Here is a 22108-nt window from a genome sequence, read left to right on the forward strand (position 1 = left end):
TCATATCGAACCTGACAATCCCCCCGATAACAAACCCCGAGCAGATCGCTGAGGTGTCCGAGAGCCTAGCAGGCATCATTGCGGCCGACCCCCTGACGCAGATCGCCGGGCTCGTGGGTATCCTCTTTGTTCTCTGGAGCGCGAACATCTGGATCTTCGGCATGAAATACGCGCGCAACCTCTCGACGCGGAACGCGGCCCTCACCGTCGGGATACCGGTGGCGCTCTATATCGCCTATATCCTTATCACACTCGCCGGATGGCTGTAAGATGAAACTGCTTCACCTCGTGATCATATCACTCATATGCATCGTCGCCGCAGCCGCCATGCCCGCCTCTGCAGGGCCTGCCGACATCGCGGTGACCTCCTCCACGCTCGACCCTTCAGTCCTGATGAAAGGCGACACCGGGACGCTCACGGTGGAGGTCAAGAACAATGGTGCCGATAGCGTCGCCGTCCGGAGCGCCCGGCTCTACGGCAGCGGGGTCGTGGCTCTGAGCGACTCCTACCCCTCAGTCGGGGACATCGGCGCCGGCACAACAAAGACCTTCACCTTCACCGTCCGGGCGGACGGGGGCGAGGGGACGTTCTACCCCGTCTTCGTCATCGACTTCCAGGACGGCGGCAACCTCCGCTACCCGGTCCCGGTCCAGGTCGAGGATACCCCCCTCACCGCATCGATCGTCGGGAAGCCTGACACCTTCTCTGAAGGAAGAACGGCCGACATCACCGTCAGGGTCGGCAACCCCCGCCCGAACGGCGTATCCGGCGTCCAGGTGATCCCGCGGGGGGCCGGGTTTACCGTCACCCCAACCGGCGCGTTCATCGGCGCTCTCGTCGCAGACGGGTCCGGAACCGCCGTCTTCAACCTGACCCCGGCAGACGAGACGGACGTCACCTTCAAGGTGCTCTGGCGCAACGGCATCAACACCCACTCCATCGACCTCACCCTGCCGGTCACCTTCGGCGAGGACAAGCGGCAGGCGGACCTCTTCGTCACCAACGTCGAGGTGACGCCGGAGGCCGGGGGATACCGGATCGTGGGCGACGTCACGAACGCCGGCCTCGAGCCCGCACGCTCGGTGCTCATCACCCCGGGAGCACCTGCCATCCCCACCGACCCCTTCAGGGTCTACGTGGTGGGCACCCTCGACCCTGACGACGCCGCCCCGTTCGAGGTGACGTTCAAGGCTGATGGGAACGCGACTGAGATCCCGGTCATCGTCGAGTACCGCGACAGCGACGGGAACCGCTACACGATGACCACGATGGTCGAGGTCGGCGGCGGCGCGGCGACGCCCACGAAGGAGCGCGACGGCGGCTTTCCCATAGCCGGCGTGGTCATCGCGGTCCTCATCGCTATCGGCGTCATCGGGGCCATCTACTACTCCTGGAGACGGAAGTAACGACGATGCCGGTCATCAGTTTCGATAACGTCACCAAGGTCTACCCCCTCCCGGCCGGCGACGTTGTGGCGCTCGCCGGCATCGATCTCGCCATCGAGAAGGGCGAGTTCGTCCTGGTCATGGGGCCGTCGGGGTCCGGGAAATCGACGCTCCTAAACATCATGGGCTCGCTCGATGTCCCGACCTCAGGCGAGGTCACCATCGCCGGAAAGCAGATCAGCAGGATGAGCGACGACGAACTGACCCTCATGCGGCGGGATCACATCGGGTTTGTCTTCCAGCAGTTCAACCTCATCCCGCTCCTCTCGGTGGTCGAGAACGTCGAGTACCCGCTCATCCTGAAAGGCAGGCAGACAGGGGACCGGGAGCGAGCGATCGAGGTCCTCCGGGCGGTCGGGATCACAGAGACGCATCTCACTCACAAACCCGGCGAACTCTCGGGCGGGCAGCAGCAGCGGGTGGCGATCGCCCGGGCGCTCGCAAACGATCCCGACTTCCTCCTCTGCGACGAGCCGACCGGGAACCTGGACACAAAGACCGGGACCGCGATCATGGATCTCATCGCCCGGATGAACCGTGAGGAGGGCAAGACCGTCGTCATGGTCACCCATGACCCCCGGATGACCGAGTATGCCGACCGGACAGTCAGGATCGTGGACGGGAGGCTGGCATGACCTTCTTCGACCTCGCTCGCCGGAACGTCAGCCGCCACTGGCTCAGGTCGATCCTCGCGGTCACCGGGATCGTCATCGGCGTCATCGCGATCGCCTCGATGGGCATCCTCGGCAACAGTATCGGTCTCATGTTCAACGACATGGTCACCGACGTCGGCGATACCATCGTCGTCTCCCCGGCGATGAGTTCGGGCACCACGGCGTTCACCGAACGGCAGGTCAACGATATCGCCCGGGCGGCCGGTTCCAACCGTGTCATACCGTTCGCAAGCACCTTTGATACGGTAACCGTGGGCGAGACAAAGAGCGGCGCCATGATCTACGCGATGCCTGCCGCGGATATCCCCTTCCTGCTCGAGAAGGAGGCAGGGACCTACCCAAGAGACACAGGCGCCGGGTGCATGATCGGGAGCAAGCTCGCCGAGAACAGTAAGGAGACCGGCCTCAAACTCGGTGCCCGGGTCCAGATCGGGAACGAGACCCTGCGGGTGACGGGCGTGCTCAAGGAGCGGGGGATGGGGTTTGACATCAATCCAGACTACGCTATCATCGTGCCCTACCGGTGGTACTCGAACCACTACGACGAGGACGAGTACGACCAGGTCATCGTGAAGGTCCGGGACGTCAAGGACCTCGACGCGGTCAAGGAGGGGATCGAGGAGAAGATGAACCGGCGGGAGGATGTCGTCAACGTCATGGACACGAAAGCGATCCTCGAGAGCGTCTTTGCGGCTGCCGACTCGATCACGGTCTTTTTGATGGGCATCGGCGCGATATCGCTCATCGTCGCCGGGGTCTCGATCCTCAACGTCATGATGATGTCGGTCACCGAGCGGATCAAGGAGATCGGTGTCCTGCGGAGCATCGGCACCCGCCGGAACGAGGTGATGCGGATGTTCATCTACGAGGCGATGATCCTCGGGGTTGCGGGCGCCATCATCGGGGGGGTGCTGAGTTTCGGCACCGGGTACCTGATGACGGCAGTCCTTGTCGGGAACCCGGATTACCTCTTCAACCCAACAAGCCTCCTCTACATCGTCTTCGGGATGGCGTTTGGCATCATTACGAGCGCGGCCTCCGGCCTCTACCCGGCCTGGAAGGCGGCGCACTTAAACCCTATCCAGGCGCTTCGTCACGAGTGACGGTCTTACCCCGAAGACTTCTCTTTTTCTCGCTCGATATCGTCATGAAGGGTGCCGATGATCTCCCCGGTATCAGGGGGCGCTCCCGGGAGGAGCGCGATATACTCGTCCTCGCCTTCAGAAAACAGCAACGCAACCGGCGTCAGGCTGACCACGGCGGCTCCCCCCCGGGAGAGAGCAAGCGTCCTGACAACCGGGATGATGCAGCGGTCCCCGACCCGGCGTGCACCGCCGATGACGAGGTCGCCCTGCTCTTCCTCCTCACGCACCCGGAGCACCTCTCCCTGATACCTGACGGAGCCGCTGCCTGACCGGTTTTTGCAGAAGGGCGCTTGCGACCGGGATGATGATCAGGAGCGGACGGCGGACCTGCATCCTGAGCGTGAAGGACCCCTCAAAGACCTCGTGATCAAAGACCGGTGTCATCACAAAGTCGACCGCTTCCGCAGGCCAGAGGGCGTAGCGGAGAGCGGTGCAGTAGCCGTAGATCATGCCGGTATCAGCGGGGTTCTCAAGGCCGAGGGTGACGTCCCCGCGGAGCGTCTCAAGGTAGAGCGACCGGAATGCGGCGGCGATGACCTTCCGGAGATGCGGCCAGAGGTCAACGGCGGCGTTGAGGTATTCCCTCACCGGGAGGGGCGGCTTCCGCTCTTCTTTCTTCTCCTTCTCCGGCGGCGGAGCGGCGACCATCTCCGCAAGGTCCCGGGTCATGACCAGGCGACCGGCGATGAGGACCTCAAGTACCCCCACACCGTCGGCGAACCTGACCCTCGCTCCCAGGATGCCCCAGGCTACGACAGCCGTCGCCGCGGCGCTCTCCCGTGTGCATCCGGCGACGGTCTCGACAGTCACCGGGACCAGGTAGAGGGCAAGCAGGAGAGCGAGGATGATGGCAGCGATGATAAGCAGGATAATGACGAGAAGGGTCGCGGCCATAGAAAAGAGGTTATGAGGACTCTATACCTCTTCCTCGCCGCTGATCGGGATCTCTTTCCCCGTCTTCTCCGGTGCCCCACCCTTGCGCTGCATCATCATCTCGCCGCCCTTCTCGATGGCTTTTGAGATGTGCGGGCCGACCGTCTCCCCGAGCGTCGTGATCACCTCGGCGATCTCGCTCTTCTTCTTGAGTGATATTACCTGGATGCCCTCAGGGCCGGGCACACCCTTGTTGACGAGGACCAGAGCGACGGCCGATATGCCGCCTCCGCCGCCGGTTCCAGACCCGCCGCTCTGCTTGCCTTCCCTGATACCTCCTGTGCCTTCGCCGCCGCCGAACCCGAACCCAAACTCGGCTACCGGGATGATAACCCGGTCGCCGGCCTCAACCGGGGCACCGAGGATGGCGCTCGCGCAGAGTGTTCGTGCAAGTTGATCAACGGTTATCTGGAGCATCGATTCGCCAGTCACACTATTCACCACAGGTATTCCAGTCTCCGGCCGTATATATAATGGTTGGGGTCTTCCCGGGGCTGCAGGGCGCGTATCGGGGGTGTATGGATACCTACTTACGCTCACAGGGCGACCGAAAAGGCAGATGAAGGATGATATCGCTGTGGACTGGAACGAGGTCTGGAAGCGGAGGCTCGCCCTGAACCGGTCGACCCGGAACTTCCGGGAGGGGGCCGACCTCTGGGGCGACCGGGAGCAGGCCCGGCGGTACGCCGCCCGGTCGGAGGCTGATCATGCCCACCGGGTTGCCTGGACCCTGCAGGACCTCGGCGTCTCTCCGGGCGACCGGGTGCTCGATATCGGGTCCGGGCCCGGGACCCTCGCCCTGCCGCTTGCCCGGGCCGGTGCCCGGGTGACGGCGGTCGATCCTGCAGAGGGGATGCTCGCCGAACTCAGGGCGGCGGCTGAGCGGGAGGGGATCACCGCGATAACCACCATCCATGCCCCCTGGGAGGAGATCAACCCGGACCGCGCTCTTGCGCCGCCTTACGACCGGGTGGTCGCCTCGTTCTCGCTTACCATACCTGATATCAGGTCGGCGCTCGCCGCGATGGATGCGGTTGTCTCTAAGTTTGGGTCGGTCCACCTCTACTGGTTCGCCGACGAACCGCCCTGGGAGCAGCTCTACCTCGCGCTCTGGGAAGACCTGCACGGGGCGCCATACCACCCAAGGCCGAAGGCCGACTGTCTCTTCAACGTCCTCTACGGCATGGGGATCTACGCAAACGTCCTGATGCGCCCGATGGACGAGAGGACCCTCTTTGCGACCGTGGAGGACGCGGTCGACCACTTCGCTCCTCGGATGAGCGTGGAGACACCACGGCAGCGAGAGGTTCTCCGCGACTACTTCCGCAGGCACCTCCTCAGGCAGGACGACGGGCTCGCTCTGGTCGGGCGATCGACGTATGCCGCGATATGGTGGCGGAAGCAGGGGTAGGGGAGTATTGCAGCTACAATTTCCATAAAGATCTCCCCGGGTTGGCAACTGGGAGGGCCCCTGCTCTGTTCCATCGTGCCCCGGGTCCGACTTGTGCGGGGAGGGGGCGAGCCCGGGGAATAGGACGCTTTCCTGCGTACAGCCTCTCGCTCTGCCCCATGAACGCTCCACACCCCCTTCGCGTTCTCCCGCGTGGCTTCCGCGTGAGCTTCTATAGCTCCCCTACCGAAACCCTCAGAGCAGGAACCGCCAGCCTGCGGCCAGTGCGGCAATGACGGCGAGGACGAGCACGGCAACGACTGCCCGGCGGGCGGGGGGGCTTGCGAGCCGGTTGACAACGGTTTTTAGTTCTCGCCGGTAGAGGACGGCAAACAGCCCGATGACCAGGAAGAGAAAGACCCACTCGCTCGGCTGGGAGAGTTGCCGCCAGATGGCATCCTGGAGGTAGCCCTCGGGGTAGTAGTGCCGGGGGATTGGCCCAAGGAACGGCCAGAACCAGGTGACCGGGTTGTGCCACATCCCGTCGAGGACCTGGTGGCTCGCCATGCCCGCAGCTACCGCAAGGAGGCCGATCCTCTGGTGGTAGTGGTAGAGGAGGAGGCCGGCGAGAACGATCAGGAAGAGGATGGTGAGGCCGTGGAAGTATATCCTGCCGTAGTCGACCGTCCCGGCGAGGATGATGTGCCCAAGAGGCTTGTCGACCAGGTCGGGGAGCACGGCGCCCAGTGCGGCGAGCGCGACAACCCTCCGGTCACCGACAAGACCTGCCAGCACAAGGCCGATGAGGATGCCGGCCATGACGTGGGCGAGGAGATACATCGGCACCCAGTGGCAGGGCAGCCATATACCCTTTTTCCCGGTGCGGAAGAGGGTGATGCGGCACAGAATGGTACTGCAATGTCCATTATTGATGCGTAATGTATATATCAGTACAGAGTACACCATGAAGGCATGCAGACGAAGATCCTCCTTGACGAGGGGGAGATGCCGAAGCGGTGGTACAACATCCAGGCCGATCTTCCACGACCCCTGGACCCGCCCCTCCACCCGGCGACCGGGAAACCGGCAACCCCCGACGACCTCCGCCCCATCTTCCCGATGGAACTGATCAGGCAGGAGATGAGCAGAGAGCGCTACATCGATATCCCGGCCGAGGTCCGGGATATCCTCACCCTCTGGAGACCGAGCCCCCTCTACCGGGCAAGAAGGCTTGAAGCGGCCTTGAAAACCCCGGCGAAGATCTACTATAAGTGGGAGGGCGTAAGCCCGCCGGGCTCGCATAAGCCCAACACCGCCATCCCCCAGGCCTACTACAACCGCGAGGAGGGGATCGAGCGGCTCGCGACCGAGACCGGGGCGGGCCAGTGGGGCTCGTCGCTTGCGTTCGCAACAAGCCTCTTTGATATGGAGTGCACCGTCTACATGGTCAGGAGCTCGTATGAGCAGAAGCCCTACCGGAAGAGCATGATGCAGGTCTACGGCGCCGAGTGCATCCCGAGCCCGTCGCTGAAGACCCGGTCGGGCCGGATGGTGCTCGGCCGCGACCCCGACACCCCGGGCTCCCTCGGTATCGCCATATCAGAGGCGGTCGAGGACGCGGCGAGCCACGATAACACCAACTACGCGCTCGGCTCAGTCCTCAACCATGTCTGCCTCCACCAGACGATCATCGGCCAGGAGGCAAAGCAGCAGCTCGCGGTTGCAGAGGCCTACCCCGACGTCGTGATCGGGTGCGTCGGCGGCGGCTCGAACTTCGCCGGGATCTCGTTCCCGTTTGCAGGCGAAAAGATCACGGGAAAACACCCCGATACCGAGATCATCGCTGTGGAGCCTGCAGCATGCCCGACCCTGACGAAGGGGCTCTACACCTACGACTACGGGGATGTCGCGGGGCTGACCCCGATCATGAAGATGTTCACCCTCGGCCACGACTTCGTCCCGCCGGCGATCCACGCGGGCGGCCTGCGCTACCACGGGGCGTCGCCGCTCGTATCCAGGCTCGCCCACGACGGCGTCATCAGGCCGGTCGCCTACTACCAGAACGAGGTCTTCGAGGCTGCCGTGACCTTCGCCCGGACCGAGGGGATCGTCGTCGCGCCCGAGGCGGCCCACGCGGTGAAGGCCGCGATCGACGAGGCCCTCAGGTGCCGGGAGACCGGCGAGGCAAAGGTGATCCTCTTCAACAACTCCGGGCACGGCAACTTCGATTTCTCCTCCTACGAAGCGTATTTCGCGGGGATGCTCGCCGACTACGAGTACCCGGTGGAGCTGATCAAGGAATCGCTCTCCCGGCTGCCGGTGACGGGGTGATGCCGGTGGACTGGAGAGGGCTCGAAGAGAGCTGAACCGGAACCCGGGCGGACGCTCCCTCGTCGTCCCGGTATTCGTTGAACTCCCGCTCCCCGCGGCCCCGCCGGCAGACCTCTACGCCTCCCTCAGGGAAGGCCCGGGATTCCTGCTCGAGTCGCTCGAGGGGGGCGGGAAGTTCGCCCGCTACTCGTTCATCTGCACCGCCCCGGCCGCGACCGTCGCCGTGACCTCCGACGGAGGGGTGACGGTCTCAGGCGACTCCCGCATACGCGATATCGCCGGGGATATCGAGGCAGCCGACGCCATAGATGCCTTCCGCTCGTTCATGGGGCGGTTCCAGGCCGCTCCGGCGCCGCTCCCCCCGTTCTCGGGAGGGGTTGCCGGTTACTTCTCCTACGACCTCGTCTCGTCGATCTACCCGGCGGTCCTGCCGGGAGCGGTGGAGGAACCGGTCGCCCGGTTCATGCTGGCGCTGGACTGCCTCACCCTTGATCACCAGAGCGGGCGGCTCGCGGTCGTCAGGAACCTGCTCATCACCGACGGGGACGATGCAGAGGAGGAGTACGCCAGGGCCGCCGATGCGGTCGCAGCCGGCGCAGCCCGGATACGCGATCTCTCCCCGGCGCCTCCGGCCGGACCGGACCCGACCGGGGTCACGGCGTCGTCATCCTGCACCGCTGATGAGTTCTCGGATGCGGTCCTGCGGATCAAGGAGCATATCGCGGCAGGCGATATCTTCCAGGCGGTCCTCTCCCGGAGGCTCACCTGCCCCACCGGGGGCGACCCGTTCGGCATCTACCGGCGGCTCCGGGCGAAAAACCCGAGCCCCTACATGTACTACCTGGACTTCGGGGACCTCACGGTCGCAGGGAGCAGCCCCGAGATGCTCGTCCGGGTAGAGGGGGATCGGGTGACGACGGTCCCGATCGCCGGGACCAGGCCGCGGGGATCGACCCCGGCGGAGGACGACCGGCTGGCTGCCGAACTCCTCGCCGACGAGAAGGAGCGCGCCGAGCACATCATGCTCGTCGACCTGGCACGGAACGACGTCGGGGCGGTCTCGGCGTTCGGGAGCGTCGCGGTGGAGGGGTTCATGGCCGTCGAGCGGTTCTCGCATGTCCAGCATATCGCCTCCACGGTCTCGGGCACGCTCAGGGAGGGGTGCGACCGCTTCGACGCTCTGCGGTCCTGTTTCCCGGCGGGAACCGTCTCGGGCGCCCCGAAGGTCAGGGCGATGCAGGTCATCAGAGAGATGGAGGAGCTCAGGCGTGGGGTCTACGCGGGAGCGGCCGGCTACATCAGTTTCTCAGGAACGATGGACCTTGCGATCGCCATCAGGACGGTCGTCGTCCGGGACGGCGTCGCATCCATCCAGGTGGGGGCCGGGATCGTGGCCGACTCTGACCCCGGCCGGGAGTGGGCCGAGACCAGGAGTAAGGGGCAGGCGATGCTTGCTGCGCTCGGTGCAACGGAGGTGCAATGATGCGGGTGCTCGTCGTCGACGGTTACGGGAGTTTCACCCACAACCTCTGCCAGCAGATCGGGATGCTCGGGGCCGAACCGGTTGTGGTGCAGGGCGATACACCGCCCGACCGGCTCCGCTTCGCCGGGTTTGACCGGGTCGTCCTCTCACCCGGGCCGGGGCATCCCCGGGATGTTGCGCTCTACCAGGCGATCCTCACCACGATCAGCCGCACCGTCCCGACGCTCGGGGTCTGCCTCGGCCACCAGGCGATCGGGCTTGCCTTCGGGGCGCAGATCACCCGGGCCGGCAGGCCGATGCACGGGAAGCAGTCGGTGATCCGGCACGACGGTGCCGGGCTCTACGCGGGGGTAGGAAACCCCCTTGTCGCGACACGCTACCACTCGCTCGTCATCGACCCGGCCACGGTCCCTGACTGCCTCGAAGTGACCGCCAGGAGCGACGACGACGGCGCGGTCATGGGCGTCCGGCACCGGGAGTTCCCGATTCATGGGATGCAGTTCCACCCGGAGAGCATTCTCACCCCCGACGGGAACCGGCTGATGGCAAACTTCCTCTCCGGCACGGAGGACCGGGCATGATCAGGGAGGCGATCGCCCGGGTCTCCTCCGGCACCGACCTCACCCCGCCCGAGGCGACAGGGGTGATGGAGGAGATCATGCGGGGCGCCGCGACCCCCGCCCAGATCGGCGGGTTCCTCACGGCGCTGCGGATGAAGGGGGAGACCGAAGCCGAGATCGCGGCGTTCGCCAGGGTGATGCGGGCTGCCGCCGTCCCGGTCTCCCTCCCGGCCCCGGAAGCGCGGGTCGATACCTGCGGGACCGGGGGTGACGGTGCGGGGACGTTCAACATCAGCACCGCGGCCGCCTTCGTCGCTGCCGGTGCAGGGGTCTCCATCGTGAAGCACGGGAACCGCGGGGTATCAAGCCGGTGCGGTTCGGCCGACGTCCTCGAGGCGCTCGGGGTCCCGGTCACGACACCGCCCGACCGGGTCCCGGACGTTCTCGCGGCTGCCGGGATCGCGTTCCTCTTCGCCCCGGCCTACCACCCGGCGATGCAGCACGCCCGGTCGGCCAGGCAGGAGATCGGGATCAGGACGGTCTTCAACCTCCTCGGCCCCCTCACGAACCCAGGCCGCGTCGGGGCACACCTCCTCGGCGTCTACGATCCCCGCCTGACCGCCCCGGTCGCCCGGGTGCTCGGCGACCTCGGGGCCAGGCGGGCGATGGTGGTCCATGGCGCGGGTCTGGACGAGATCACGACGACCGGGCCGACGGTCGTCGCGGAGCTCCGGGACGGGGCGGTCCTGACCTACACCCTCGACTGCACCGAATATGGTATCCCGCGGTCTCCCGCCGCCGCCCTCCGGGGCGGCGGGCCTGAGGAGAACGCCCGGATCCTCCTCTCGGTCCTCGCAGGCGACGGGGGGCCGGCCCGGGATATCGTCCTCCTCAACGCCGGGGCGGCGGTCTACCTCGGTGGGAAGGCCGCCGATCTCGCCGGGGGGATCGCCCGTGCGGCTGAGTCGATCGACTCGGGGGCTGCGCTCGACCGGCTCAAGCGGTTGATCGAGGTTGCCGGGGGTGCGTCGTGATCATCGACGACATCCTCCGGAGCACGAGGGAGCGGGTGGCGACGATCCCGGCCGACCTCCACCAGACCCATCCCGCCCCGGCCCGGAGCCTCGCGGACGCGATCCGCTCCTGCACCGACCGTATCGCAATCATCGCGGAGGTGAAGTACGCCTCCCCCTCGGGGGGGCGGGCGGCATGCACCTCCCCGCCAGAGGCGCTGGCAGTCGAGTTTGCCGCCGCTGGAGCGGTAGGGGTCTCGGTCCTGACCGAACCCTCGTTCTTCGCGGGGAGCGCCGCAAACCTCATCCGCGTCCGCGCCGCGGTCCCCCTCCCGGTGCTCAGGAAAGACTTCATCGTCGACGAGCGGCAGGTCGCCGAGACCCGGGCGATGGGGGCCGACGCGATCCTCCTGATCGCCCGGGTGCTCGGTGACGACCTCCCTCGGTTCGTGGAGGCCGCCCACGAGGCAGGGCTTGACGCACTGGTGGAGGTCCGGAACCGCGACGAGGTTGAGGTGGCGCTCGCCACCGGGGCGGACCTGGTCGGGATCAACAACCGCGATCTCGGCACGCTCAAGGTCGACCTCTCCACCACGCGGCGGCTTGCCGGATTCATCAGGGACGAGGGGAGGCTCGTCGTCTCTGAGAGCGGGATCCTCTGGCCCTACGATGTCCGGAGCCTCAGGGACTGCTGCGACGCCTTCCTCGTCGGGTCGGCGATCATGAACGCCCGGGACCGGAGGAGAAGACTGGAGGGGTTTGTATTCGCGTGAAGGTCTGCGGCGTCACCACGGTCGGCGACGCCCTCATGGCCGCCGGTTGTGGGGCCGACGCGATCGGTGTCGTGCTTGAAAGCCCCTCTCCCCGGTCGGTCTCACCGGAGCGGGCGGCAGCGATCTTTGCCGCCGTCGGCCCCCTGGTCGTCACGGTCGCGGTGACGGCGACCACATCATCCGCCGGGATCGAGGGGATCCTCAGGCTGCGGCCGGGTGCGGTCCAGGTTCCGGCAGACTGCGAGGTTCCGCCCGGCGCCGGGGTCAGGGTCATCAGGTCGGTCGCACCCGGCGACCCGGTCCCGGAGAACTGCGACGCCGTGGTGGTCGATGGAAGCCGGGGGACCGGGCTCCGGTTCGACGAAGATTATGCCCGGCACGTCATGGAACAATCAGCGGTGCCGGTGATCCTCGCCGGCGGGCTTACGCCGGAGGACGTCAGGGACGCGATAGATGCCCTCCGTCCCTACGGGGTGGACGTCGCCTCGGGGGTGGAGTCACGCCCCGGCGTGAAGGACCCCAGACGGGTCAGGGCGTTTCTTCTGGCATGCAGGGAGAGTAGTGTATGATACAAAGTCGATTTGGAGCGTTCGGGGGGCAGTACGTCCCCGAGACGCTGATGGAAGCGCTCATGGAACTCGATGAGGCCTACCGACGGGCCAGGGAAGACCCGGCTTTCGTAAGAAGGCTCTCGTTCTACCTGACCGAGTACGCGGGGAGGGAGACCCCGCTCACCTTCTGTGCAAACCTCTCCCGCGACCTCGGGTGCCGGGTCTACCTGAAGCGGGAGGACCTGCTCCACGGTGGAGCGCACAAATTAAACAACACCCTCGGCCAGGGGCTGCTCGCAGAATTCATGGGCAAACGCCGGCTCATCGCCGAGACCGGGGCCGGGCAGCACGGTGTGGCGACCGCGATGGCTGGTGCGGTCCTCGGTCTCCCCGCCGAGGTCTACATGGGCGAGGTCGATACAGAGAGGCAGCGGTTGAACGTCTACCGGATGCGTCTCCTCGGCGCCACGGTCCACCCGGTCGCCGCAGGGACCCGGACCCTGAAGGACGCGGTGAACGAGGCGATGCGAGACTGGGTGACGAACGTCCGGGACACCCACTACCTGCTCGGCTCCTGCGTGGGGCCGCACCCCTTCCCCTCGATCGTCAGGGACTTCCAGTCGGTTATCGGGGAGGAGACGAGGCGGCAGGTCCTTGACCGGGAGGGGAGGCTGCCTGACATGATCGTCGCCTGCGTCGGCGGGGGGTCGAACGCCGCCGGTATGTTTGCGCCGTTCATCGGCGTCGGTCCCGCCCTCGTCGGTGTCGAGGCTGCCGGGGACGGCCTTTCGACCCCCCGGCACGGGGCGTCGATCTGCGGGGGTTCGCCCGGGATCTTCCAGGGCGCGCTCTCCTACCTCCTCCAGGACGGCGACGGGCAGGTGCGGGAGACCCATTCGGTCGCGGCAGGCCTCGATTACCCGGGCGTCGGCCCTGAACACGCCTCCTGGAAGGAGCGGGGAGCGGTCAGGTACGAGGCCGTCACCGACCGGGAGGCGCTGGACGCGTTCCGCTACCTCTCCCGCCGGGAGGGGATCATCCCGGCGCTCGAGTCTGCCCACGCGGTCGCCTACGCCTGCCGGGCCGCCGCTGACCTGGGTCCTGACGGCATCCTCGTGATCAACCTCTCGGGCCGGGGCGACAAGGATGTCCCCGATGTGGCCCGGCTGGACGGGGTGGCCTGATGAGCAGGCTCGCCGCCGCATTCGCGGGCCGGAACGGTCCGGCATTCGTCGGGTTCCTGGTCGCCGGCGACCCTGACCCGGCAACGTCGCTTACCGTCGCGAAGGCGATGATCGATGCCGGGGCCGGTATCCTCGAGGTCGCCGTCCCCTTCTCTGACCCCATGGCCGACGGCCCGGTCATCCAGCAGGCCCACGAGCGGGCGCTCGCCGCCGGGATGACCCCGGATGCGACGTTCGACCTGGTGCAGGCGATCCGGGCCTACGCCCCGGTGCCGGTCGTCCTCTTTACGTATGCAAACATCGTCTTCAGGCAGGGGTGGGACCGGTTCGCCGCCCGGGCCGCGGGGGCGGGGGCCGACGGTCTCCTGGTCGTCGACCTCCCACCCGAAGAGTCCGGGGACCTCTCGGCCGCCGCGGCCCGGCACAGTCTTGACCTCATCAGGCTCATCGCCCCGACGACATCGGCAGCCCGCCGGCGTCAGATCCTCGCCGGTGCGTCGGGGTTCGTCTACCTGGTCGCGGTCGAGGGGGTGACCGGTGTGCGGGACGACCTCCCGGCGCACCTTGCAGGCCTGATCGGGACACTCAGGCAGGAGACACATCTCCCGCTTGCCGTCGGGTTCGGGGTCTCCCGGCCCGGGCACGTCCGGGCGATAACGACCGCCGGTGCGGACGCGGTCGTCGTCGGGAGCGCCGTTGTCCGGATCATCGGGGAGAACCCCGGCGGCGGGGAGGCGATGGTGCAGGCGGTCCGGGACTACGTTGCCGGGATGACGGGGCGGCCATGACGACCATCGGTCTCCTGACAAACCCCATCGCCGGGATGGGCGGCGCCGTGGGGCTCAAGGGGACTGACGGCCAGGCCGCGGAGGCGCTCCGCCGGGGGGCGGTCCCCCGGGCTTCCTCCCGGGCCGCCGAAGCCCTCAGGCTCCTTGCGGGTCGGGGTATCCGGTTCCTCACGCCCGCCGGGGCGATGGGGGCCGATGCCCTCGATGCGGCGGGGATCACAGGGTATGAGGTTGTCTTCACCCCCGGAGAGCCGACGACGGCCGCGGATACCCGGGAAGCCTGCAGGGCGTTCGCCGCCGCCAGGGTCGACCTGATCCTCTTCTGCGGCGGCGACGGGACCGCCCGTGACGTCCTCGATGCGGTGGGGCGGTCGGTGCCCGTCCTCGGGATCCCGGCCGGGGTGAAGATGTACTCGGCGGTCTTTGCGGTCAACCCTGCCGCGGCCGCCGCGGTCGTCATCGGGCTTGATGCGGCCCGGCTCCGCGACGCCGATGTCCTCGACGTCGATGAGGAGGCCTACCGGGAAGGGAGGCTTGCGGTCAGGTTCTACGGGGCGGCACGGGTTCCTTACCTCCCGGGGCGGGTCCAGGGGGCGAAGGCGGTCTTTGAGGAGGTCGACGACGAGCGGGCGAAGCGAGAGATCGCCAGGTTCATCGCTGAGGTGATGAACCCGGAGATCCTCTATATCGTCGGCGCCGGGAGCACCACAGAGGCGATCCTTGCGCAGATCGGACTCGAGGGGACGCTGCTCGGCGTCGACCTGGTCATGAACGGAAGAGTAGTCGCAAAGGACGCCGACGAGCGGACGATCCTCTCCCATCTTACGGGTGCGGCCGCCGCACGGATCATCGCAAGCCCCATCGGGGCGCAGGGGTTCATCCTCGGCCGGGGGAACCAGCAGATCAGCCCGGCGGTGGTCAGGCGGGCCGGCGGTCCCGGGAGGATCATCGTGGTGGGGACACCGGCAAAACTCGCCGGGACCCCGGCGCTCTACGTGGACAGCGGCGATCCGGCGCTGGATGGGGAGTTCGGGGACTCGATTGCGGTGGTATCAGGCTACCGGATCGCACAGCGGAAGCGGGTCGCCCATCACCGCTGAGGGGTCATCTTTCGTTCGCCGGGCGGCACCATACGGGAGCGTCTTTCAGGTTCAAAAGAAGGTCCTCCGGCCCCTCGAAGGGGGCGACGGCGACAAGGGCTCCGGCAAACTCGATGTGGGTGTGAGCGTCCGAGCCGGCAGAGACCGGTTTTTTATGCTCACCGGCAAACGCCCGGGATTCGATATCTGCTTCCGGTGAGCGGTTCCGGGCGTTGTAGCCCTCGACGATATCGATCCGGTCGATGACGTCCTGCAGGACCCCTTGATCGATCGTGCACAACCGGTGGGTGCAGAAGGGGTGCGGGACGATGGAGAGGGCACCCTGGTCGTCTATGGCGTCAAGAGTCTCCGCGGCCGAGAGGCCGGGAGGGATCTCTTCGGTGAGGAACGCACCGATGATCTCGCCGTCCCGGGTGAGGATCTCTTCGGCGAGGATCTCCGTGATATCAGGGTCCCGCCCCCTGATCCGGGCATACACCTCCCGGGACCCCGCGATGCTGTTGTGGTCGCAGACCAGCGGGAGGATGCCCGACCTCTCCCATGCCCGGACGATGGCACCCACGCTCACCACCGAGTCGATGGAGTAGTCGGAGTGGACATGCATGTCGAGGAGCACGGTCTCGTTCGGGGCCCGGGGTACTGGTTGTATCATAAAAAGGTCATCATCCGTGGGGGAACCGGGATCTCCCGGTGCGGGTCTCTATACAATAGTCGGTAGAACAATATTTGCCTTTCCCGGTATGGAGAACTATTGCACCACTGTGGCTGATATCTGCATGCAGCGTTGCCCCACAACCAACCCCGGGGCCCCTCACCACTTCTCGATGAGGGAGAGGAGCAATTTTCGGACCTCTGCGGTCAGTTCACAGGAGGGGTTGATCTCAAGCGCTTTATCGGCGCACGCAAGCGCGTGGCGATACATCCCAAGGTGGTAGAGGACGCTGCACTTCATGCTCCATCCGGCGGCATACCGTGGATCGAGCGAGAGCACCCGGTCAAAACAGGCGAGCGCCTGCCGGTATTCCCCGAGCGCATACAGGGCACCCCCCCTCAGGCTCCAGACGCGGACATTCTCGGGGTCGTCGGCGATGGCCCGGTCGTAACAGGTGATGGCCTCCTCGTGCCGGTGCTGGAGGAAGCGTGCGTAGCCGAGATCGATCCAGGCCGCTACAAAGTGCGGATCGATCGCAAGCACCCGCTCGTAGCAGGCGACCGCGTCATCCAGGCGGCGCATCGCGGTAAATATCCCGCTCCGGTTGTACCAGGCGACCGCGGAGTTGGGGTTGAGCGCCAGGGCACGGTCGTAGCAGACGAGCGCCTCATCGAGCCGGTTGCGACGCCGGTGCAGCATCCCCCGGGAGACCCAGGCAGGAGCGAAGTCAGGGTCGATCGAGAGCGCCTTCTCCCAGCAGGCCAGCGCCTCCTCGTCCCTGCCGAGGAGATCGAAGAAGACGCCCTTGTTGTTCCACATCTTCACGTTCTCCGGATCGCGCTCGAGCACCCGGTCAAAACAGGCTATCGCCTCACAAAACCGCCCCTGCTGGGCGAGAGAAACCGCCTGCCTGCTCACCGCCGTATCAGTTCCCGGCCCCGCCCGGTCTTCGGGCTCGCCCCTTCCGAAGAGTTTTCCTGTAATTCCCATTCCGGACATCCCCCCGTGGTCAGGCTACTGGTGGCGGGCATATAATATAACCGTTCCCCCGTCCCCGGCGACGACAGGCCGGGAGAGAGGGCCCTGGATGAGGGGGATACTCACCGCCGGGCCACCCGTATCTGCCGGGCGCCGCGTGCGCCGCGGAGCGACGCCGGGTCGCAGGTGAGCCTTCCTACCAGGTTCACCGCGCCTGCAGGCACAGGGCGGTCGTCCGTGCTCAGGGGCGTGGGGCCGAAGAAGATCGCAAGCGCCCGTCCCGGCGGCCAGTAGCCGATATCCCCGGGATCGACCAGGGTGGTGGCGGTCTCGTCCGGCGGCAGCGCTACCGGGACCGCAAAATACAACTCGTCGCCCCACTCCTCCGGGGCCGCGTCGATCGGGAGCACCCTGAGGATCTCGGTGGCGGCGGGGGTATCGAAGAGCTCCGCCTCGAACGGGCGGTCGTCTACCAGGATGACGATATCGGTCGGCATGGTGATCCTCCTGCTGCTGGATCATTGCATCTCATATTTCCATGCGATTGTTGCGTCACGCGAAGCCGCGAAGAGCGTGTAGTTCCTCCTCATTGTCACTCTTCGCGCCCCCCCACGTACTTCGCGTGCGGCAGCCATCAGCCCCCTGCAACCTACACAATACGGTGACCGGACCAGATAATCCTCACGGGATTGTGGGTTTTTGCGGGAGTTACCCCCGCCGCCGCACCGCTGCGATCACCTGCGCCACCCGCACGGCACCCCCCTCCCGGTGGAGGTCGGTATGCACCCGGGCGTGGCAGATGCCGCAGAGCGTGATGAGGTTTGCCAGGGCGTCATGTGTCGGGTCCAGGTCGATGTGATGGACGTGGAGGTCTTTGGCTCCGCCGCAGATGGCGCACTGCTCCCCGTCGCGTTCCAGGATCGCGGTCCGCACCGCCTTCCACCCCCGGAGAGCGTACTTCTCCCGCGCCCTGATGGAGATCCCGAACTCCTCGCAGAAGACAGAACCGTCCTCGCGGACGGCGAACGGGCACTGGTAGCAGAGCCTGAGGAAGCCGTTCCGGTCCGGGTGGCCGGAGCAGAGAGGAGGCAGCGTGCGGTCAAACGCATCAAGGCTGAGCTGCAGGTCGGTGGTCACGTTAGATGATCTCTCTCGGGATACGGGATAACTACTCGTTCTCCTCCTCACTGTAGGGGACCGGGACGTAGGCGACCGACGGGCGGCGGGGCATCGCCTGGGGGAAGAGGTCCATCAACTGGTAGATCCCGGCGGGGATACCGGGGGTGACCGGGAGCCCGAACTCCCGTGCCTGCTCAAAGGTTATCGGGTAGTCGTGAGTCCACCGCCCCTCGGTGAGCAGGCGTGCAAGGCTGTCCGCCCGCTCGGTCTCCATCCGGTCCCGGAGCAGGCCGGCCACGAACTCCCGCATCTGGTTCTGGGCCTTCGCCGCTATGTCGACCAGGATAAAGGTTGTGTCATCGATCTCCTCCGGCGGTTTCAGACGCGGGACCCGCAGGATCGACGAGGCCGGGTATTCTCCGATCCTGGGGTCGACCGGGCCGAGCACGGCGTTCTCGTCCATCGCCACCTCGTCGGCGGCGAGGCAGAGGAGCGTCCCGCCCGACATGGCGTAGTGCGGGACAAAGATCGTCACCTTCCCCCGATGACGCTGGAGCGCCATCGCGATCTGCTCCGAGGAGAGGATGAGGCCCCCGGGGGTGTGGACAATGAAGTCGATCGGCATCTCCGGCGGGGTGAGCCGGATCGCCCGGAGAACCTCCTCAGAGTCGTTGATGTCAATGTAGCGATAGAACGGGATACCGAGAAACGCAACCCTCTCCTGGCGGTGGATGAGGGCGATGACCCGGGTACCTCGTTTCACCTCCAGGCCCCGGATCGCCCGCAGGCGGCGGGCCCGGGTCATCTGCTGCTGGATGACCGGCACCGCGAAGAGGAGGAGGATGACGGCGATCAGCAGCACGGTCCAGATATCGGGCATGCTCCGCGTCACCTGTGCGCACCCAGGGTAAAGAACGTTCGCACCGCGGGCCCATCGTCAGGAAGGGAGGAACTCGTCGATCGAGGTCTGCCGGGTGCGGCTGTCCTCAAACCCCGAGAGCCTGACCCCGAGGAGCCTGACCTCGGTGCCGTTGAGGAACGGGAGGAGGAGATCGCCCGCGGTCCGCCTGATAACCTCCGGGTCCGCGGTGAACCGGTCCAGTGTCAGTGACCGGGTGTGCGTCTCAAACCCCCGGTACCTGACCTTGACCGTGACGGTCCGGCACCGGAGACCATCGGCCGCGAGCGCCCCGGCAACTTCATCGGCAAGGTCGGCGATGGTCGCGGAGAGAAGGTCCGGATCGGCAGTATCCTCATCAAACGTCGTCTCCCGGGAGACTGATTTGCACCCCTCCCGGGCCTGCACCTCCGCATCATCGATGCCCCGGGCGAGACGGTGCAGCCTGATCCCGGACCTGCCGAACCGGGCGATGAGGGCCTGGACATCAGAACGGGCCAGGTCACCGATGGTCAGGACGCCCATCCCGGCCAGATCCTCGCCCGTCTTCTTCCCGACCCCGGGGATCTTTCCCACCGGCAGGGGGGCGAGAAACGCCGCGACCTCGTCCGGGGAGACGACCGTCAGCCCGTCCGGTTTCCAGTAGTCGGATGCGATCTTTGCCGCAACCTTGCCCGGCGCGATGCCGATGGAGCAGGTGAGCCCCTCGGCTTCCCTGATGTCCCGCTTGATTGCGGTGGCAAGCGCCTCCGCCGCCGGGAAACTGCCGGCACTGGTGACGTCGAGGTAGGCCTCGTCGATGCTCACCTGCTCGATGCGGTCGGCACGCTCGCTGAGGATCGCCATGATCTCATCCGAGACGCGGGAGTAGAGCGGGCGGTTCACCGGGAGGTAGACACCGTGCGGGCAGAGGGTATACGCCCGGGAGATGGGCATACCTGAGTGCACCCCGTAGCGGCGGGCCTCGTAGGAGCAGGTGCTCACGACCCCACGGCCCGCCCCTCCCTTCGGGTCGGCGCCCACGATCACCGGCCTGCCGGCAAGGGACGGGGCGCGGCGGATCTCCACTGAAGCGAAGAAACTGTCCATGTCCACGTGCATGATGATCCGGCCATCGGTTGTCATTTGCGCGAAGGTCTCCCCCGGTATGCTGTGATAGTGTTTGGGGGTATGGTGATATAGCGCGTTCGCCGGGTCCCGCATGCTTCCGCGTGAGACCGGCGATCACTCCCACGCACCCTCAAGTTAAGGCGAAATGCTCCAGGCATTGACACGGAGTCTCGTTCCCGGAACCCCCCACCCCGCTCACCGGTGCAATGCCGCCCCGCCCTGAACCCCGCGCGCCTCCCGGTGACCGGGGCGGGCAGATCAGGGGTCCGGGAACGGTAAAATCTGAAGAAGAACAGGAAAAGTCACTGACTCTGTAATACGAATTTAAAACCTGATAATACGTGGGCGAGTGAGAACCACTCGCTCCACCTTCTCCAGCTGATCGGCAGGAATGCTTGCGATCGCGGATTGTGAGGACGTGCACCTAAAAAGGGGGTTATGGAGGAGTTTACCTTGCCGGGATGATGAGCGAACGCTCACCGGCAGGCATAAACTCGCGGATTGCACCCTTCGCGAACTCGCGGCGGGGCTCGGCGAAGTCGAACTTCAGGGCCGGGTCGGCGAAGCAGACCTTGACGAGCGGGCTGTAGCAGAACGCGTCGCCGCGCCCGTAGTGAGAACCGCCGACGATTGCGGCGTACTCGCCCTGGTGACCGACGTTCATCGCGTAGTTCGGGTAGTTCGGACCACGCAGCTCGCCCATTAGACCGCGGTCGGGCTCCATGGAGAGCGAGTTTGCAGACCCGCACTGGTCCTGGAGGTCGTAGCCGAAGAAGCCGAGACGCGACCAGCCGTCCTTGTGCAGGAGCATCGAGAGGTACCATCCGTTGAGACCGGCGTTCGAGTTGCCGGTTGCGATGGCGGTCGTGAGACCGGACGCAGCGGCGATGACACCGGCACGCTGGGACCCGCCGAAGTGGTCCTCCATCATGGTCGGGAACTGCTCGTACTGCTCCATGGCGTTGAGGGTGACCTCGGTTGCCATGTCGTTGACGACATCCTGGGTCGGCTTGATCTTGTCCTTCGGGCTCGGGTTCTTCCAGTCGACCTTGTACTTGTCCTTGATGTAGTCCATACCGTAGTAGGTGAACTCATCGAGGATGTTGTCGGTGTAGGCCGCGGTCGCGTACTGGGTGAATCCGACACCGCCGGACATGTAGGAACCGAGCCAGATCTGGTCGAAGAGCATGGTTCCGGCGCCGACGACCTCAAGGGCAGCCTTGGCGGGGTCGTTGGGGTACTTCCGGTTCGCCTGAACGATATCGGCGAAGAGACCGAACTTGATACCACCGGGCTCGTTCGGGCCACGGGCACGCCGTGCGGGCAGGAGCGAGGCCATCTGGACGACGCCTGCGTGCTTTGCAGCGAAGGAGAGGTCAGCGACGGCTGCCTCACCGGCGCACATCCGGTAGGCGGCGATGAAGGACATACCGATCTGCATCGCAGACCACCGGGAGGTCGTTCCACCATCACAGGTCCGCGAGACCGCGGTCGGGATGTGGATGGCCTGGTACATACCCTTGCCGACTTCTGCCTTGAGCTCCTCGGCCTGCTTGGCGGGGAAGAGCTTCTCGATGTTCAGCAGGAACTGGGGCTCGATGTCGTCTGCGACATCGTCGTCACCGGTGAAGACCTTGACGTAACAGTCGTCGACGAGGCCGGGGTGGGTCTCGACCATGTGTTCCTGGACAACCGCTGCGCCGGGCATGGCGTGGTTTAAGATATGGAGGTACTCGTTGATCGTCTCGGGGGTAACCTCCTTGCCCAGACGCTTCTGCAGGGTCTGGTGGGCAAGGTCCATGCCGACGATGACCGTTCTCCTGATATCGTCCCACATCTGCTGCATGGCAGAGTTGTTGACGTAGTGCAGGTCGTCGCCTTCAACGAAGACGCCGGTGCCGGAGACCTCGTAGGTCATCAGCTGGCGCTGGCCCATCGGGATACCGCCGAGGTGGCAGCGCTCGGGGTCGTACATGGAGA

General features: G+C 66.0%; 25 protein-coding genes. 14 read left to right on the forward strand and 11 right to left on the reverse strand.

Going from position 1 to position 22108, the window contains the following annotated elements; all coding sequences use genetic code 11:
* From BP858_RS03380 to BP858_RS03395, 4 genes are all read left to right on the forward strand, one after another.
* Window positions 1-269 (forward strand): YIP1 family protein (locus BP858_RS03380; RefSeq protein ID WP_286878836.1); only part of this gene is annotated, 269 nt, incomplete at its 5' end.
* 1 nt (window position 270) lies between these two features.
* Window positions 271-1407 (forward strand): COG1361 S-layer family protein, encoded by a 1137-nt coding sequence (locus tag BP858_RS03385; RefSeq protein WP_286878837.1) that lies wholly within the window; start codon window positions 271-273, stop codon window positions 1405-1407.
* A 5-nt stretch (window positions 1408-1412) separates the two neighbouring features.
* Window positions 1413-2081 (forward strand): ABC transporter ATP-binding protein, encoded by a 669-nt coding sequence (locus tag BP858_RS03390; protein WP_286878838.1) that lies wholly within the window; start codon window positions 1413-1415, stop codon window positions 2079-2081.
* A complete protein-coding gene (locus tag BP858_RS03395; protein ID WP_286878839.1) occupies window positions 2078-3223 on the forward strand; it encodes an ABC transporter permease in 1146 nt (381 codons plus the stop codon). Before BP858_RS03390 ends, BP858_RS03395 begins: the two co-directional genes overlap by 4 nt.
* Window positions 3224-3228: 5 nt before the next feature.
* On the opposite strand, the gene BP858_RS03400 is transcribed toward BP858_RS03395, so the two are convergent.
* Genes BP858_RS03400 through BP858_RS03410 form a run of 3 tightly spaced genes read right to left on the reverse strand, consistent with a single transcriptional unit; the run spans window position 3229 to window position 4639 of the window.
* A complete protein-coding gene (locus BP858_RS03400) occupies window positions 3229-3492 on the reverse strand; it encodes a hypothetical protein (protein ID WP_286878840.1) in 264 nt (87 codons plus the stop codon).
* Window positions 3485-4159, reverse strand: coding sequence for a DUF2953 domain-containing protein (locus tag BP858_RS03405; protein WP_286878841.1), 675 nt, complete (start codon window positions 4157-4159; stop codon window positions 3485-3487). The genes BP858_RS03400 and BP858_RS03405 overlap by 8 nt, the downstream gene beginning before the upstream one ends.
* A 21-nt stretch (window positions 4160-4180) precedes the next feature.
* A complete protein-coding gene (locus BP858_RS03410) occupies window positions 4181-4639 on the reverse strand; it encodes a spore germination protein GerW family protein (protein ID WP_286878842.1) in 459 nt (152 codons plus the stop codon).
* Window positions 4640-4757: 118 nt separating this feature from the next.
* On the opposite strand from BP858_RS03410, the gene BP858_RS03415 reads away from it, so the two are divergent.
* A complete protein-coding gene (locus BP858_RS03415; RefSeq protein WP_286878843.1) occupies window positions 4758-5609 on the forward strand; it encodes a class I SAM-dependent methyltransferase in 852 nt (283 codons plus the stop codon).
* A 234-nt stretch (window positions 5610-5843) separates the two neighbouring features.
* Here BP858_RS03415 and BP858_RS03420 read toward each other — a convergent pair whose 3' ends face one another.
* Window positions 5844-6428, reverse strand: coding sequence for a metal-dependent hydrolase (locus tag BP858_RS03420; protein ID WP_074174941.1), 585 nt, complete (start codon window positions 6426-6428; stop codon window positions 5844-5846).
* Between the two features lie 132 nt (window positions 6429-6560).
* Here BP858_RS03420 and BP858_RS03425 point away from each other — a divergent pair, with 132 nt between their 5' ends.
* From BP858_RS03425 to BP858_RS03465, 9 genes are read left to right on the forward strand one after another with little or no spacing between them, the layout of a single operon-like run.
* On the forward strand, window positions 6561-7919 hold the full coding sequence (locus BP858_RS03425) for a TrpB-like pyridoxal phosphate-dependent enzyme (protein WP_286878844.1): 1359 nt from the start codon (window positions 6561-6563) through the stop codon (window positions 7917-7919).
* 31 nt (window positions 7920-7950) lie between these two features.
* A complete protein-coding gene (locus BP858_RS03430) occupies window positions 7951-9402 on the forward strand; it encodes an anthranilate synthase component I family protein (RefSeq protein WP_286878854.1) in 1452 nt (483 codons plus the stop codon).
* Window positions 9399-9983: an aminodeoxychorismate/anthranilate synthase component II gene (locus BP858_RS03435; RefSeq protein ID WP_333582145.1), complete on the forward strand. Its 585-nt coding sequence runs from the start codon at window positions 9399-9401 to the stop codon at window positions 9981-9983. The genes BP858_RS03430 and BP858_RS03435 overlap by 4 nt, the downstream gene beginning before the upstream one ends.
* A complete protein-coding gene (trpD, locus tag BP858_RS03440; RefSeq protein ID WP_286878845.1) occupies window positions 9980-10996 on the forward strand; it encodes an anthranilate phosphoribosyltransferase in 1017 nt (338 codons plus the stop codon). Before BP858_RS03435 ends, trpD begins: the two co-directional genes overlap by 4 nt.
* Window positions 10993-11748: an indole-3-glycerol phosphate synthase TrpC gene (locus BP858_RS03445; protein ID WP_286878846.1), complete on the forward strand. Its 756-nt coding sequence runs from the start codon at window positions 10993-10995 to the stop codon at window positions 11746-11748. The genes trpD and BP858_RS03445 overlap by 4 nt, the downstream gene beginning before the upstream one ends.
* A complete protein-coding gene (locus BP858_RS03450; protein ID WP_286878847.1) occupies window positions 11745-12317 on the forward strand; it encodes a phosphoribosylanthranilate isomerase in 573 nt (190 codons plus the stop codon). Before BP858_RS03445 ends, BP858_RS03450 begins: the two co-directional genes overlap by 4 nt.
* Window positions 12314-13483, forward strand: coding sequence for a tryptophan synthase subunit beta (gene trpB / locus BP858_RS03455; RefSeq protein WP_286878848.1), 1170 nt, complete (start codon window positions 12314-12316; stop codon window positions 13481-13483). Before BP858_RS03450 ends, trpB begins: the two co-directional genes overlap by 4 nt.
* Window positions 13483-14271 (forward strand): tryptophan synthase subunit alpha, encoded by a 789-nt coding sequence (trpA, locus tag BP858_RS03460; protein ID WP_286878849.1) that lies wholly within the window; start codon window positions 13483-13485, stop codon window positions 14269-14271. Before trpB ends, trpA begins: the two co-directional genes overlap by 1 nt.
* The gene (locus BP858_RS03465) at window positions 14268-15371 is read left to right on the forward strand and encodes an ATP-NAD kinase family protein (RefSeq protein WP_286878850.1); all 1104 of its coding nucleotides are present in this window, start codon (window positions 14268-14270) and stop codon (window positions 15369-15371) included. The genes trpA and BP858_RS03465 overlap by 4 nt, the downstream gene beginning before the upstream one ends.
* 4 nt (window positions 15372-15375) lie before the next feature.
* Here the strand turns inward: BP858_RS03465 and BP858_RS03470 are convergent, their stop codons facing one another.
* From BP858_RS03470 to mcrA, 7 genes are all read right to left on the reverse strand, one after another.
* The gene (locus BP858_RS03470) at window positions 15376-16023 is read right to left on the reverse strand and encodes a PHP domain-containing protein (RefSeq protein WP_074174932.1); all 648 of its coding nucleotides are present in this window, start codon (window positions 16021-16023) and stop codon (window positions 15376-15378) included.
* Window positions 16024-16182: 159 nt separating this feature from the next.
* Window positions 16183-17013, reverse strand: coding sequence for a tetratricopeptide repeat protein (locus tag BP858_RS03475; protein WP_074174931.1), 831 nt, complete (start codon window positions 17011-17013; stop codon window positions 16183-16185).
* Window positions 17014-17123: 110 nt separating this feature from the next.
* Window positions 17124-17498 (reverse strand): cyclophilin-like fold protein, encoded by a 375-nt coding sequence (locus BP858_RS03480; RefSeq protein ID WP_074174930.1) that lies wholly within the window; start codon window positions 17496-17498, stop codon window positions 17124-17126.
* A 211-nt stretch (window positions 17499-17709) separates the two neighbouring features.
* A complete protein-coding gene (locus tag BP858_RS03485) occupies window positions 17710-18138 on the reverse strand; it encodes an HNH endonuclease (RefSeq protein ID WP_286878852.1) in 429 nt (142 codons plus the stop codon).
* A 31-nt stretch (window positions 18139-18169) separates the two neighbouring features.
* Entirely contained in the window at window positions 18170-19000 is an 831-nt protein-coding gene (locus BP858_RS03490; RefSeq protein ID WP_014867417.1) for an SDH family Clp fold serine proteinase, read from the reverse strand.
* Window positions 19001-19057: 57 nt separating this feature from the next.
* The gene (gene dinB / locus BP858_RS03495; RefSeq protein WP_214166989.1) at window positions 19058-20143 is read right to left on the reverse strand and encodes a DNA polymerase IV; all 1086 of its coding nucleotides are present in this window, start codon (window positions 20141-20143) and stop codon (window positions 19058-19060) included.
* 433 nt (window positions 20144-20576) lie between these two features.
* Window positions 20577-22108: coenzyme-B sulfoethylthiotransferase subunit alpha (gene mcrA, locus BP858_RS03500; protein WP_286878853.1), on the reverse strand; the 1532-nt coding region annotated here is incomplete at its 5' end.

Source organism: Methanoculleus sp. UBA413 (assembly GCF_002502935.1).
In the GTDB taxonomy this organism is placed as follows: domain Archaea; phylum Halobacteriota; class Methanomicrobia; order Methanomicrobiales; family Methanoculleaceae; genus Methanoculleus; species Methanoculleus bourgensis.